Annotated in this window: 4 protein-coding genes; 1 reads left to right on the forward strand and 3 read right to left on the reverse strand. The window is 62.1% G+C overall.

Going from position 1 to position 14,940, the window contains the following annotated elements; genetic code table 11:
* Positions 1-169: 169 nt before the first annotated feature.
* Positions 170-1,840, forward strand: coding sequence for an SLC13 family permease (locus ACFVNO_RS21405; RefSeq protein WP_378895100.1), 1,671 nt, complete (start codon positions 170-172; stop codon positions 1,838-1,840).
* Positions 1,841-3,707: 1,867 nt separating this feature from the next.
* On the opposite strand, the gene ACFVNO_RS21410 is transcribed toward ACFVNO_RS21405, so the two are convergent.
* From ACFVNO_RS21410 to ACFVNO_RS21420, 3 genes are all read right to left on the reverse strand, one after another.
* Positions 3,708-4,226, reverse strand: a complete 519-nt coding sequence (locus tag ACFVNO_RS21410; protein WP_378895103.1) for a hypothetical protein — start codon at positions 4,224-4,226, stop codon at positions 3,708-3,710.
* A gap of 136 nt (positions 4,227-4,362) precedes the next feature.
* Positions 4,363-11,142, reverse strand: coding sequence for an RHS repeat-associated core domain-containing protein (locus ACFVNO_RS21415; RefSeq protein WP_378895106.1), 6,780 nt, complete (start codon positions 11,140-11,142; stop codon positions 4,363-4,365).
* Between the two features lie 99 nt (positions 11,143-11,241).
* Complete coding sequence (locus ACFVNO_RS21420; RefSeq protein ID WP_378895109.1) at positions 11,242-14,835, reverse strand: LamG-like jellyroll fold domain-containing protein; 3,594 nt, start codon at positions 14,833-14,835, stop codon at positions 11,242-11,244.
* Positions 14,836-14,940: the final 105 nt, after the last annotated feature.

The following is a 14,940-nucleotide window of genomic DNA, read 5'->3' on the forward strand; positions in this document are numbered from 1 at the left end:
CACGGGCGCCGCCGACGGAGCCGGTGCCACGACCGGCGACGGTCCCCTACCTCCCCGCGGAGCCCCCTCGGCCCTGTTCCCGAACACGGCCGGGGACGATCCGCTCACCCCCCGAACCCGTCTCTTCGCCGCGGTCCGCGCCGGGCCGAAGAGCAGAGAAGGTGCAGCAATGGCAACCTCGTACCCGTACCCCCTGTGGGAGAGCCTGTGGGCGTCCCACCGGGAGATCAAAGGGCTCCTGATGTTCTCCGAGCGCGGGAAACCGCCACGGGCGGAGTCGGCGGCCTCCGGCGGCGGATCCGCCGCACATGAGGGCTCCGAGACCACGGGGCCGGTCGCGGAGCCCGGCGGCCCCGGCCCCGGCTACACGCCCGCACGCGTCACCGGGCTGGTGCTCGGCCCGCTGCTGTTCGTGGTGACACTCCTGTTCTTCGAACCCGAAGGGCTCTCACCGGCGGGGCTGGCGGTCCTCGCCACCACCCTGTGGGTCGCGACCTGGTGGATCACCGAGGCGATCCCCATCCCGGTCACGTCCCTGCTTCCGGTCGTACTCCTGCCGCTGACCGGCGCGCTGGACGGCGATACCGTGGTCGCGGCGTACGGCAACGACATCATCTTCCTCTTCCTCGGAGGGTTCTCGCTCGCGATCGCTATGGAGAAATGGAACCTCCACCAGCGCATCGCCCTCTCGATCGTCGCGGCGATCGGGACGAGTCCACGCCGCATCGTCCTCGGCTTCATGGTCGCGACGGGCTTCCTGTCGATGTGGGTCTCCAACACGGCCGCCACCATGATGATGATCCCCGTCGGACTGGCGGTCGTGTACCAGGCCGCCCGTTCGCTGCGGGGAGGGGAGTTCGCCGACGACCTGCCCAGGTTCGAGAAGTCCATCGTCTTCGGCATCGGATACGCGGCCACCATCGGCGGCCTCGGAACGCTGATCGGGACCCCGCCGCTCGCCGTTCTCTCGGCGACCGTCGGGGAGCTCTTCGGCGAGAGCATCTCGTTCGGCGGGTGGATGGTGTTCGGGGTCCCGACCGCCGTCCTCCTACTGGCCCTGGCGTGGTTCTACCTGACGGGCGTCAAGCTCAGGGTCCGGTTCAAGCAGCTTCCCGGCGGCAGGGAGATCATCCGGGAGGAGCGCAGGTCCCTCGGCCGGATGTCCACCGAGGAGAAGGTCGTGCTCTGCGTCTTCCTCGGAACGGCGTTCATGTGGGTGACCCGGTCGTTCCTCTGGGAGGACCTCCTTCCCGGGATCAGCGACGGGGTGATCGCGATCATCGCCACGGTGGTCCTGTTCACCCTGCCGACCCGCAGCGCCGGGGAGAAGAGGATCCTCCGGTGGGAGGACTCCAAGAAGATCCCCTGGGGGATCCTCCTGCTGTTCGGCGGCGGGCTGGCCATCGCCGCGGGGTTCGTCGACACCGGCCTCTCCGCGTGGATCGGCGAGCAGCTGCGCGTGCTCGACGGGGTCGACGTGATCCTGACCATCGTCATCGCCACCGCGCTCGTGCTGTTCCTGACGGAGATCACCTCGAACGCCGCGACGGCGACGATGATCCTCCCGGTCATGGCGGCCCTCGCGGTCTCCCTGGGCATCCACCCGTACGCGTTGATGGTCCCCTGCGCGATGGCCGCGAACTGCGCGTTCATGCTCCCGGTGGGCACCCCTCCGAACGCGATCATGTTCGGCACCGGCAGGGTGAAGATCATGGAGATGGTCAGGTCCGGGTTCTGGCTGAACGTCATCGCCCTCGCCCTCATCGTCGCCGGGGTGCTGTTCATGCTGCCGTTGCTGTGGGGGATCGACCTCATGACCCTCCCCGCCGGGTTCCGCTAGCCGCGACGCCGGGAGGCGAAGCCCACCGGCTCCTGTCGACCGAACCCGGTGGAGCACCTCTCCACCGGGCCACCCGCCGGGAACCCCGCGACCGGTTCCCGATCCCGAACGCACACCCCAGGGCTCATCCCCTCCGGTGGGCGGGCGCTGGCAGACCAGAGCGCGCGCGACGCCGGCGAAGGCCGGGAGCGGGCGGCGCGACACCCCGCTCGCGCGGTCGCAGCCCCTGTCATCATGCAGTTCGGCCGGTCCGTGCCCGCGGGACCACGACGGAAACGGATCGTCGGGGTCTCCACCGCCAGGGATCGCAGGACCTGATCGTCGCGGGTACGGTCCCCGGGGTCGCCGTGAACGGGGCGGGCCGGCCGGCGATCAGGTGAACCTTCGGGTCCTTCCCGCCCTGGTCGACAGGTTCGGTCCCTGGCAGGTCCCCCCGTTGAGGGCCTGCGTACTCACCAGGCCGGTCGCGCACCGCGACCGGCGCCGCCGGTCGTCTGCTTCCAACACACCTGTATGACCGCACTCAGGGAATTCCGGTGATCCACCGCCGACGGAGCGGGGTTCACTCCGGCTGCTCCGCATAGGCGTCACCGGCGAACCAGCGCAGCGCGGAGCACAACCTCACCAGCCCCGCCTCGTCTCCGGCCTTGAACCTCACAGACCGGAAACGCCGAGCCCTTTTCATCTTGCTGCTCGGAGATGAAGGACCAGCACCACGCAAGTGATATCCCCCTGGACGTTGTCGGCAGCAGGGTAGGCGGCGCAGGGTCTTTCACTGTTCGGGTCGGGCGCTCGCCCAGCAAGCAAAGCTTGGTGTGGGCGGAGTTGGCGTCCTTCTTCCACTGTGGCTTGCCGTGCTCCTTGAACGGCAGAACACCCCGTCAGAGAGCCCGACTGTATCCCTTGCCGCCAGCCCGATCGGCCTGGCGGCCTCGAGGCGCTCGGCGATCTTCCATACCTGAGTGGCCGTGGTGTCATGCCCCGTACCGGACAGCGACCAGGATGCTCACAGCGGTTCGCTATCGGGTGCGGCCACGACCTAGATACTCATGCCGCACTGCCAGTATTCGCCGGAACAGAAGGGCCAGCCAGCCGCGACGCGGTCGCAGGCGACCAGCGTGCCGTCGACGACCACGTACCCCCAACCCTTGCGGCAGACGCGGTGCAATCCCTGCTCCAGAGCGGGAGCCTATTCGGCGAGCAGGCGGATGGTCCCGCGCACGTACCTCCGCAGTTGTGGTGCCGACTCCGAAGCCGTCTGCGAGGTAGGTGAATGGTTGGCCCTTGTAAAGGTGGACCAGCACGGGCAGGACCTGGACAGCCAGATCCAGGAAGCGCCACCAGGGCCCGGTCCTGGCACGGTGGGTGCGGATGGCACGTGCGACCAGGCTCAGGGGGCGGCGTGATAACGGTAACGCGGAGCGGTAGAACAGCATGCAGAGCCCTTGGGGCAGCAGATTTTCGTGGCTGTTAACCCAGCTACCAAGGACTTCTTGCTACCCCGAAGGCTCGGGCAAACCGGCACGGGCCCATAACCTGCACTTTTAGGACGAAAAAGCCTCAGTGTTCCTGGGCCTGCCAGGACAGAGCCCTGCGCCCTACACGATCCAATAACCCTATGGGGCACCCACCTGTCTGCCGAACGTGGTCAATCGCAGTGAACAGAGCACCGGCCACCGATCACCGAGAATGACCCAGCCTTGCCGACAGCGCGCTCGGCCCCGTGCACCCTCAGCCGTTCACATCATTCTTGCCATCGGCGTACAGGCCCGCCTCTTTCTCCTTGCGCACACCTCGAGAGACCTCGATATCTAGTGGCCACAGAGCGTGCCACCAACTTCCAGGAATCACCAGTCAAAGCTGAAAACTAATCAGACAAAGGAAAAGAGCATTCCTCCGAGGAAATATAAATCCGCCAATCGTCGCGATTTTCTCGAAAATTCATTCCCAAATTCTCCATGTAATCAAAAGAAAAGAAAGTCACATATCCGGAAAACATGCCCGGATCCCCAATTATCGGAGCCACAGACACTCTAGAAACGACCCTGCGCTCTGGAATTTGAAGATTGGCCCGATAAAGAACCTCCCAAGCAAAAGCAGCCCCTCTCTTAAGGAGTTCCGCGACTCCTTCTATACCGCTCGTGTCTATGTCCTCATCTGGGATACCCCTACCATTAACAGCCAACTCATACTCACCTGGACCAGGAAACGAGGACCTAGATCCAAAGTAGAATCTTTTAAACTTCGAGAGCAGGGCAGAACCATCTTCCAGGACCCAGCCATCGACTACGACGTCGGAAAAATCTTCTGGAAAGTCCCCACTCCGCAGATCACTTATAAATCCTCCCCCCAGAAGAGACTCAACACCGGGACTGATCGAAAACAAAGCACACTCCCCCTGCCACCCCAGAAAGGCATTCAAATTCGACAATCCAAGCGAGAAATGCTAAAGTCGAATTTTTAATACTTCCCGAGGGAAGCGCAATTATCTCCTCAGCAACGAGATCTCTTCATTGTACCTCCTAGCAACGGGGCGTACCCAGGACTGCCCTATCAAATGCCGAAACACTTTTAACAAAACCCCTCTGATAGCTTGAATGATTCCTCCTGAGATCTCTTTTTACACTATTTGGCATACCTTCAAACTCCCCAGTGTCAGGATTATAGTGGTATTTCGGAGCTTCGCTAGACTTAACCCCGGGAAGCTTTACCTGAAAATGCATCTGAACTCCACTGGGCGACCCTTCAATATCAATTCTATAAGGGCCACTACTCCAAGCGGTGTAGCTTTTCCCACTCAGATCAATAGGGCTGTTGTCGTTATGAACGAGAACAGCAACTCCACCTACACTGACATAGTATGTGTGGAGTCCCTGGACAGTGAGGTTATAAACTCGTTCTGGCTCTGTCCAGATTCGGGTTCCTGTGACTTGGACCAGACTGTCCTCAGAGGACAGGAACCACATCCCCGGAACCAGGTCATCGGCGTAGACCCACTCACCCAGCAAGGGAACCCAGAAGGGGTGGCCATCAGTTGCGACGATCGCATCGCCCAGTACCGTTGGCCCAGGACGGAATGGCACATCGGGCAGATCACCCTCATCCAGGGTGTCGGTGTCGACCTGCGTGGTGGTGTCCACAGTGATCTCAACCAGAGTCTTAACGCCCTCACCAATGATCGTGGCGACTACAGGCTTGGCGCCTTGCTCTCCAGTGAGCGGGTCCGCCGCAATAACTTCATCGCCAAGGCCGAGGGCTTCGATCGGCTTATATGTTCCATCCGCCAAAAGAACGTGAGTACCCTCGACAAAACTGTTTCCGCATCCGGCCCTGTTCGTCAGGCTACGGGCCGCCATACCCATAGCCCCGGAACCAGCAGTCAAACCACCGTGAGGCAGGTATCCAATATCGGAAACTTCCGATATAAGAAAGTGCGCTTCATACCCAGCCTTGAAATCCTCAGAATTGATGTCGATTCCATGCGCCACCATGAGAAGTTCAGTTAGAATGATGGTGTCGATACGCTCTTCAGGGGGAATTCTCCCTGAATCATATCCATGCATCTGCGCAAGAAGGAAACCCGCTCGATAGGGATCATCCGTTTGGGTGGCAAAACCACCACCAGTCAAAACAATGCCCGAGTCTGTCTCCGTGAAAGCCGACATGAACAGAGTGAACTGATTGTGCGTTATTTGATAGTCAGCAACTGTACTGATATAAGCACCACCGTAATTTCCGTAGATCCACGTAGGAGGACTGACCGGACCAGATCCGCCAGATCCACTGCCGCCCTGATTGGATGAGGTTCCGCCGCCGTGTGGAACCGTCCCCGAAGAGCAGTGGCATCCGGCGAGCATCAGACCACTGGGGTCGGAGGCAACAACCGGGGTGTTGTTGGCGTAGGCGTATCCATTGATCTGCTGTGAGTCCTCGAAATCCAGAACTGGATCGTCGGAGAGGAAGCGCCCGGTCACGGGATCGTATTCTCGGGCTCCGACATGGATGATCCCGAGTGCCTCGTCGACGGTTTTGCCAAGGAAGCCCTTGTCGTCGGGCCAGGGCTCTTCGTCTCCGCGTTGGGAGCCGAAGGGGGTGAATCGGCGGGTGCGGTTCTGGTCGGTGGCCGCGGTGATGGCAGTGTTCGCTGTGCCGTGGTGGTCGTTGCCGAGGAAGGTGACGCCATCGGTGTCGCGCATGGCGACCCGGGTTCCGCCTTGGTCGTAGTAGCGGGTGGCTGATACCTGTCCGGTCAGGGTGTCCAGACGGACTTCTGTACCCGGCAGGTAGAGGGTGCTCTCCCCGGGGGAGTTCTTGATCAGCTTCTCGTTCTGGGAGGAGTAGATGAACGAGGTTTCCCCTGAGGGGCTTTGCGCGGCTGCCAGGCGTCCTTCGGCGTTCCAGGTGAAGGTGTACTCGTCCGCGGCTTCGATGCGTTGTGTGGTGTTGCCCGCTTCGTCATAGTCGTAGGCGAAAAGAGTCTGCCCGGTGGAAGCGGTCTCGGTGACCGAGGTCAGGGTGTGCGGCTGCCCTTTTTCCACCGTGGGGTAGGTGTACTCGCGCAGTGTTCCAGCGGTTTGGCCGATCGGGTGTCCGATCTCTTGGAGGCGATTGCCCGCTTGGTCGTAGGTGTAGGAGGTCCAGTACGGTGCGGGCCCGCCCACCGTGGTGGACGAGGGTTCGCCTTCGCAGGAGGCATGACCGGTGCCGGGGGTGGTCCATGCCTGGATAAGGCGGCTCAGGCCGTCATAGTCGAAGCACTGCACCTCAGGAGTACTGCCAGTGGGAGCGTTGGCAAGGCTGAGGATGTTGCCAGCATCGTTGTAGGTGTACCGGTGGTCAGTGATCGGGTTCTGGCCCTGGCGGTCGATCCGGCTACCGAGGAGGCGTTGGGTGCCCTTTTCGTGTTCGTAGGTGATCCACGATGTCGGCCCCTGGCCGGTGGTGAGCTCTACTTGGAGGAGTTCACCGGTCTGGGCGTAGTCGGTGCGGGTGATGTAGGTGTCGAGCCCGGTCAAGGTGATGGGGCGCTGGAGTTCGTCGTAGCCGACCGTGACCGCTTCGGCTGGCAGGTCACCGATTGCTGGATAGCCGATGTCGCGGACGGTGCCGTCCTGGTTGTAGGACGTGGTGAAGGTGTAGTTGCCCGAGAGTGCGCCGTGACCGTTGGGGATACCGATGACGGTCTTGGTCGGCCGGTACATCTTGTCCTGCTCTGTGACGGCCATGCGGTATTCGCGCCCGTCGTGGTGGCGTGTCTCCATGAACAGGTGGCCCTTGAGGCGGGTGTCGTACTGCCAGGTGACCAGAGGGGTGCCGGTTTCGGCGTCGCCTTCGATGAGGGAGGTCTGGCGTTCTAGTTCGTCATAGAGGTGGGTCAGACGCACTCCGCGAGCATCCACAGTACTGGTGAGCAGGCCACGTTCGTCGTACTCCATAGCGATTTCGCCGGAGTCGGGATCGCTTTGGGCGGTGATGTTGCCGCGGTAGTCGTATTCGTTGGTCCACCGGGCTCCGTTGGGGGCGGTGACCGTGGCCAGTTCGTTGCGCAGGGTGTAGGTGTAGCGGGTGGTGAGGTCTTCTTCACCTCCACCCGGGTGCTGGATCTTCTCGACCGGGTTGTCGCGGACATCGACGATCGTGGTGGACGGGGTGCCCCCGTCTGGGGGTGTGACCAGGGTACGGTCACCGCCGTAGGCGTAGGTGGTTCGCCAGACCTCTTCGCCTGCGACTCTGCGGATCTCGTCGCTGACACGGCCGGCACCGTCGTAAAGGTAGAGGTTCTGGCCGTTGACGTCGCCGTTGCGGACAGAGAGCACCTCTGGAGACGGGGCTCCGAGCGCGTAGTAGGTGTCGTTTTCCAGGCGCTTTTCGCCAAGGCTGTTGTAGAACGCGTCGGTGACCAGGCGTCCGCCGTCGGTGCCGGTTTTCTGGATCTGGCGTTGCCTCAGGAACCCGTCCATGAGGGTGTAGGAGACTTCGTAGCCTCCGTCGTTTTGGAGCTCTTCCCCCTTGATCGCAACCGGGGAATTCTCGGTGAACAGGTATTCGAAGCGCAGACTGGGTGACTGCCCGCGGGACCGATCCCGATCGGGATGCCAGATCTCGGTCCGCCTACCCAAGGGATCATAAGCAGCCTCGACTTTGCGGCCGTTGGCATCCTGTTCCCAGAGGTGATTGCCGCGGTGCGGGTCGTAGTGCACATCGATGGTGTGGCCCAGGGCGTTTTCCACCTGATAGTGCGAGGGCAATCCGTTGACATCGGTACGGGTGACGCGTCGCGCCACGATACCGCCAGGGTGGGTCACCTTGATGATACGGCCGTAATCATCGTGCTCGGTTGCCTCGATCAGCGAATAGACCGGGGATCCGTTTTCGAACCCGGTGAGGTTTTCAGTCCGGGTGATGTCGCCCTTGGTCGGGGCCTGTCCAAAGCCCTGACCGTCATAGAAGGTGCGCGTGTCCGTCAGAGCCGTGTCAGCAGTGAGTGTGGTCGATTCGCATGCTCCGGCGACCATGAGTTCCCTGACGGGAAAGTTGAGAAGGTGCTTGGCGGTGTTGTCAGCATAGGTTTGGGAAGTGCACCGTTCGTCGCCATCGAGCGCGACATCTCCGCTCTCCTCGATCGTAGAGGGGCGTCCGAGGGCATCGTAGGTCGTGGTGGTGCGACTTTCCCGAGCGCCTCCGGAGGCGAGTTCCACCAGGGTCCGCTGGGTTTCGGTCCTGACGAGACTGGCGTGGAGGGTGCCCCAGTCCTCGGTCTGAGTAGCGGTATGCCGGTACCAGGGCTCGTAGATCGTCCGATTGACGATCTCCTCGCCGTTGTAGGTAGTGGTCTCCAGCTCACTGCCGGAGAATTCATCGCGATCGGTGTGCTCACCTCCAGTGGAGTCGGTGACCGAAACCGTGCGAGTCCCCCCGTCGGGGTGTTCGTCGCCGTGCATGCCGCGCAGGAAGGTGTGCTCGGTTACCACCGGCATCTCTTGGCCGTTGCCGCGGCTGACCCGCACAGTCTCATAGCCTCGCCACTGGCTCCAGGTCAGGTACTCCTCGGGGGTGATGCCGTCCGGTTCGGCGTGACGCCAAGCGGCATCGCCCTGGTAGTCGTAGCGGGTGACTTGCTCCTCGGCTCCACCCGTGCGGTCAGTGAGGATGAGTTCGCTGACGACGTACTTGTGGAACCAGTCGGTGACCGGGTCCTCGAAGCCGGGTGGATTCCAGATCACCGGGTAGCACCGGTCGGTGCTCTCTCCTTCCCTCGGCAGCTGGTCAGGGGTGCACTGGCTGCCGGAGTAGTTAACAGTGATCTGTCCGCCGGTCTCGGTGTAGATGTTGGACATGCGGAACCGGACCAGGGCGGAGATCTGGTCCCCGGTTTCCCGGATACGGTTGGGCAGTTGGATACCGGTGAACCGGATCGGAGGCAGGGCCTGGGTACCACCGACGTGGCCGGTGCGGGTCAGTTCCGAGAGCCAGAGGGTTCTGGAGCCGTCACCGTTGTCGGTGAACAGGTGCTCGAGATCCCAGGAGTCGACCTTGGAGTAGCCGTCGTCGGTGAGGATCTGGGTGTGGATACCGCTGAGGCGCTTCTGCGTCCAGAAGGAAGGTGAGGTCTGGGTGCGGTCGCACTCGTCGCCTTCAGCGCAGTGCAGGTCGTAGGGGATGTCGGGCCAGTGCTTGGCGGTATCCGCGTCCAGGTCGGCGGGGTCGCAGGCGAAATCGTCGGTCTTCAGGCAGCGTTCGGCAGTGGTGAAAACAACCTGGGCCGGAGCCTGGGTGTCGTAGGCTTCGCCTTGGCGCTGGCCGTAGTCGATGCGCTCAAGATAGCCGCCACGCACGTACTCGGTTCCGGCCGTATCCAGATCGCCGTCGAGCGCGTAGTGATTTGTCTCCTTGGCGTAGTGGTAAGTGAGGATGTTGCCGTGCGGGTCCTCGACGTGGTCTAGGTTCCACCGCCACCCCTGCTGACACCATGCTTCGGAGAGGTCGGTCTTGTGGCAGGGTTCGCCACTGTCGTTTCCGAAGACCGGGACGGTCCACACCGAGTCGGTGACCGGGTCCCCGGACGCCCAACCGGGAAGGCGGCTGAGGCCGAAGGTGTACTGGACACCGTCGACGTTGGTGACCCGCCAGTACTCGCCGTTGTTGTCGCCGTTGGTGGCTCCTGTTAGACGCTCGATGCGCGATCCGTCGTCGATGCGGGGCTTCCACTCGCCGGTGTCGTCATCGCGAACCAGTTCGGTGGACTGTCCGTTGAGGACCAGCGTGGCGTTGTCGGTAGCCCAGCACTGGTCGAACTTGTCGCTTTCACCATCGTCGTCGCAGGTGGCGTAGCGGCGTTCGATGTAGCCGCCCTCGTAGGTGAAACCCTCACCGATCCACGAGCCCTGGTTGTTGGTGGCCGAGGTACGGCCGTCCACGGTCTGCGAGGAGTAGCCCAGGGCGATCTTCGGGGACAGGCCACCGGGAACCGGGGGCAGCTCCAGCCCGTAGTTCCAGGTGAAGGCTCCGGATGACAGGGCCACGTTCCACTCGGATGACGGGGACAGTTCGGTAGCGGTGTAGTCGCCCTCCCAGGAGAAGGGATCGGCTTCCAAGGCCAGGAACACGGCCGACGGCCCTGCCGGCTCTCTCGGGGCTCCGGTTTCGGGGGTCTTGCGGTCATCGGCCGAGGTGGCCGCTCCGGGGGCGATCATGGCGGTCAGTGTGCGCGCGGAGATGTCGTTGGTCGACTGTGCCCGCACAGCGTCGTCGCCAAGGTCGACCAGTCGCAGGCGAGCGCCGTAGTTGCCACCGTAGGCGTTCTCGATACCGCTGTAGTCAACGGTCAGCTCGACCTGGCCCGGGTCGGTCTGTCCGTCAACGGTGGTGACCTTCAGCATGAGTCCGTGCACGCTGTTGTCCTGGGCGGCCTGCTCGTCCAGCAGGTCGACCCGGAGCTGCCCGGTTTCCTCAGAGGGTGAGGTCGCCCACAGGGTCAGGCCTCCGATTTCGACGGGATCGGTGTCCTGGCCGTGGGCAGTGATGGGAACGACGCCGCTGTCAGCGGTGGGCCAGTCGACCTGCCCGGGTTCGGTGACCGCAGCGTCCTGTTCCTGTCCGGGCTCAGTGGGCAGGACCTCTTGGGCGACGCCTTCGACGGGGTCGCCCAGGTCTTGGAGTTCAGGGGCCTTGTCCCGCCACCAGGAGGGGAGTCCGGGGATGATGCCCAGCAGGGAGGCGATGAGGGCGAAGACCAACACGGTGGAAGTGACGGTCAGAAGCGCCCATTTGAACTTGCGCCAGGACCATTGGCGGCTGGACATGGAGGACTCCTCGGCGGGGGACACGAAGCGGGGGCGAGTCGGCAGGTTGTTAAGGGCCCGGTGGGGCGTCCCATGTACGGGACGCCCCACCGTGGTGGCTCACAGGTCGGGCTGCTCGGTCAGCGACGCCAATCGGGCGATGAGCGACGCATCGGCGGCTCCGCGGTAAACCCGGACGTCGTCGATGGCTCCAGAGAACGCCGAACCCCACTGGCCGTCAGTGAGAGAGCGCCCAACGCTGAGAGGGCCGCTAGAAGCCCACGTTGCAGAGTGTCTAACCGTGGAGGTCTGCGACAACTGGCCGTTGACGTAGAAACGGGCCTCCTGCCGGAAGGCGTCGTAAACGACCGCCAGATGGTCACCACTCTGTTCAGAACTGGGAGTGAACAGTTCGTTGATCACCCGGGTTTCAACAGAATCGCTCTCATCGGAATGAGGCAACACCAGTTGCCATCGATCAGCCTGGGCCGAATAGCGGACGTCAAAAGCACTCTGCGTCTGACCGGATTGGGATAGGACCGACATGTCCTGCTCAGGTGCGGCCGAGGCCAAACGTGCACGCATACTCAGAGTGAAACTGGCATCCGTCGCGGCAACACCTCCCAGACTTTCGGCGTATCCACCATCAGCCAGCTGGATATGACCCTCACCAACCAAGGCAGGCTCAAAGAACGGATCACCCGTGAAAATTTGAGCCCCTTGCTTCAGAGACATGGGAGGACCACCAGAATTCTCAGGAGAAATGCCTTCCTCAGAATCCGTGAAGTTCCAATATGCCTGCCGATTCACTGGGAGCCCGACAAGCCCTTCAACCTCACCTGAAGACAGAAGGCGATCAAAAACCCTGAAATCATACATAGAGCCACTGAAATATGAACCGTATTCCCTGCCGCCATTCGATCTCTGATACTGGCGACCGAATTGAAAACTACCGACCACCTGCGGAGGCTTCGGTGAAGAAAAAATTTCCTCGCCGACCATCTGGCCGTTAACATAAAGCCTCATACCGGAAAACCCGGACGCCGGCTTCCACAAGTTCACTCCAGGCAGGGCAACGTAAGCCAAGTGGACCCACTGCCCCTCTTGGGCACTGCCCCCCGAGACAGAGAAATTTTTGTCTTCGAGGACATATTTTTCAGGGCAGGATTTACAGACCCTCCGCTCCCTATAATCGTAACTGAGAATCCATTTTTTACTGCTCGCAGAGTAGTAAAGGCGAAATTCTCGATAAAGAGGATCACCCTCCGGGCTCTCGGCATCACCGAAGCTGGAAAGAACGACCTGATCTCGCCCGACATCGTCTAGACGAACCCACCCAGAGAAAGAATGGAAAGAGCTGAAAGTTGGCTTCAAAGAAGCAGGAGGCTCTATATAGGAATCAGCATCTCCACCCAGCAGAGCCGTGTGGACGTTTGAACCACTCGGCCCGCCTGACTCAAAAGAAACCGAATCTCCAATTACCGAGTGATGCCCGCCAGAGATGTCTTCCGTCAGACCCGATGAACTCTCACCTCCGAGAGGCCAATGAGACACTTCAGGACGCCCTGAATCCACCAGGAACAGGTATGACGACCTGGACGAGACATTTCCCGCAGAATCCACCGACTCCACGTAAAGACTGTGAGGACCTTCCCTCTCAGGAAGCCAGGTGATCCTTCCGGACATCCAAGTATCGCCACCAGAAGTATTCCTTGTGGCACTCACCTGGTTCTCAGGCGAGGGATATTCATTCATCCCCCACCGAAAGTAAGCCACATCCTCAGAGAAGGATTTGAGGTTAAAATACCCCGTATCGCCGACACCAGCATGCCATTGGTCATCGTTCGGATACTCGGTTGATGAGACCGTCGGCTCGTCAGGAACTGTTGAGTCGTAAACGAACTCGCAACGGGTCTGATCTCCGTCCCAGCTCCAAGGACTCCAGGCGTGCCCGTCATGGGCCCGGACGATCCATCCCAACGTGGTGTTCTGTGGAATGTCGTCGGGGACCTGGTAGTAGAAGCGCGAGTTCGCGGCCTTGTAGGAAGTCGTGTAGGTGCGTTCCTGGGCCTGGCCGGCTGAGTCGGTCCAGAAGAGACGGAACTGGGCACGGACCTGTTCGGCCGCGCTGGTGCTGTGGTCTGGGTCGCGCAGGTAAGCCGAGACCCGCGGAGGCTCGTCGACGTAGGGACGCTGAGTGCCATAGACGCACGCGCCGCCCGGCTCCAATTGGAGCTCGCTCTGCCGGGGTTGGTTGGGCAGGGTGTTGTAGTTGACCTCTAGTTGGGCGTTGTCGCAGAAGCGCTTCCAGTGCGTGTAGCTGTCCTCGTTGACGGCGCGAAGGCCGAACGTGGTGGTTGAGTGGCTCCCGGAAGCCGCCCATTCGACCGCGGCTTTAGCGTCGAACCGCACGTTCTGGTTGGTACGGGTACAACTCCCGGCCGGGGTGGTGGGGCTCTTCGTGTCCAGGGACTGAGTCCACGAGGGCTGGTTGGACCAGTTGGTGGAGGAGGTGATCCCGCCGGTCCGGTACAGGCGGACGTCTCGGGCGGTGGAGTCGTAGATGTGGCGCAGGGTGACGGCGAATTCTGCGGACAGGATCTGTTTGTCAGCGTAGGCACTGGTGGGGATGCGGTAGAAGAGGCGTTTGATCCCTGTGTTGTTGCAGTAGTAGGGGTCACCGGCAAGTTGAGGGCAACGCCCCACACCCTCATTATCCGCGCCTGAGAACTTCCAGTAGGAACGCGAACCGTAACCACTGGAGATCATGGCCCACGCCGACGTGGTGGAGGTCTTCCAGACCGGGTCGATGTAGACCGGGTAGTTGGTGTCCTCGGCCCGCAGCAGGTCCGCGTCAGGAATCAAGGTCAGGGTGTCAGCATCCGTGGTGACCTCGATCTCGGCGATCCTGGAAGACTCCAGGGGGCCTTCGGTGAGGTCCAGAGCGGTCTCCGTCGGCTGGGCCGACCGGGCGGTGGGAGTACCGTCCTCTCCGGTGTTTCCCGAGTCCCACATCAGCGGGGTGGGGGCTTCGAAGACCGCGCCCCCGGCAGTTGTGTCTGTCGCTTCGAGTCCGCCATGGTCCGTGGTCTGGACCTGCAGGCCATCGGCGGCCAGACCCATTTGCAATTCGGTGATCTCGGGTTGAGCGGCCGCTTCGGCGTCCTGGACCACGAGCACCTGGGAGAACCCGTCCACGCTCGCCCTGACGACCAGGTCGACCCCGGGAAGGACCTGTGGGTAGGTGGCGGTGGCTCCGTCCACGGTGGGTTCGGGCAAAGCGGTGGGCCAATCGAGCTCCAGTTCCCTGCCGGCACGGGTCAAAGTGGCCAGGGGGCCGTCACCGCCATTGGACAGCGACAGTCCGATGGTGGAGGCTTCCGGGCTCAACCGGCCATCGGAGCGCTCGCCGAGGGTGGGATCGGTATCCACCCAGTCACCGCCCTGGTGGACACGGACGGGTTGCACGTATTCGGTGGCGGTGAAGGTGCCATCGGGGTTGGCGACCACGTCCCGGCGCTCTTGCAGCAGTTCCTCGACGAGGACGGGCTCTCCTGTCTCCACCGCCAACTCCGAGGCCTCCTGCTCAGCGCGGGCCTCGGAGGTGAGCGGCGCATCGTCCTCGTCTGCTAGCGCTTGGGGGGCTGTGAGCAGGGACAACGCCAGGGTCGCGGCAGTGATGACAGCTGTCGCGCAGGTCAGGGAACGACGCATGGGGGATGTGCCTGTCTTCGATTGTGCCGAGAGACGGTTCATGCACAGAGTGCAATAGACGCCTCAAAACGGACATCAGAGTACTCAGTCCCACTCGGTTCGCAC

Source organism: Nocardiopsis sp. NPDC057823, assembly GCF_042797335.1.
Taxonomy (GTDB): Bacteria; Actinomycetota; Actinomycetes; order Streptosporangiales; family Streptosporangiaceae; genus Nocardiopsis; species Nocardiopsis changdeensis.

Coding starts and splice junctions, on each gene's coding strand:
- ACFVNO_RS21420 (WP_378895109.1), bottom strand. CDS start 14,835: ATGCGTCGTTCCCTGACCTGCGCGACAGCTGTCATCACTGCCGCGACC.
- ACFVNO_RS21415 (WP_378895106.1), bottom strand. CDS start 11,142: ATGTCCAGCCGCCAATGGTCCTGGCGCAAGTTCAAATGGGCGCTTCTG.
- ACFVNO_RS21405 (WP_378895100.1), top strand. CDS start 170: ATGGCAACCTCGTACCCGTACCCCCTGTGGGAGAGCCTGTGGGCGTCC.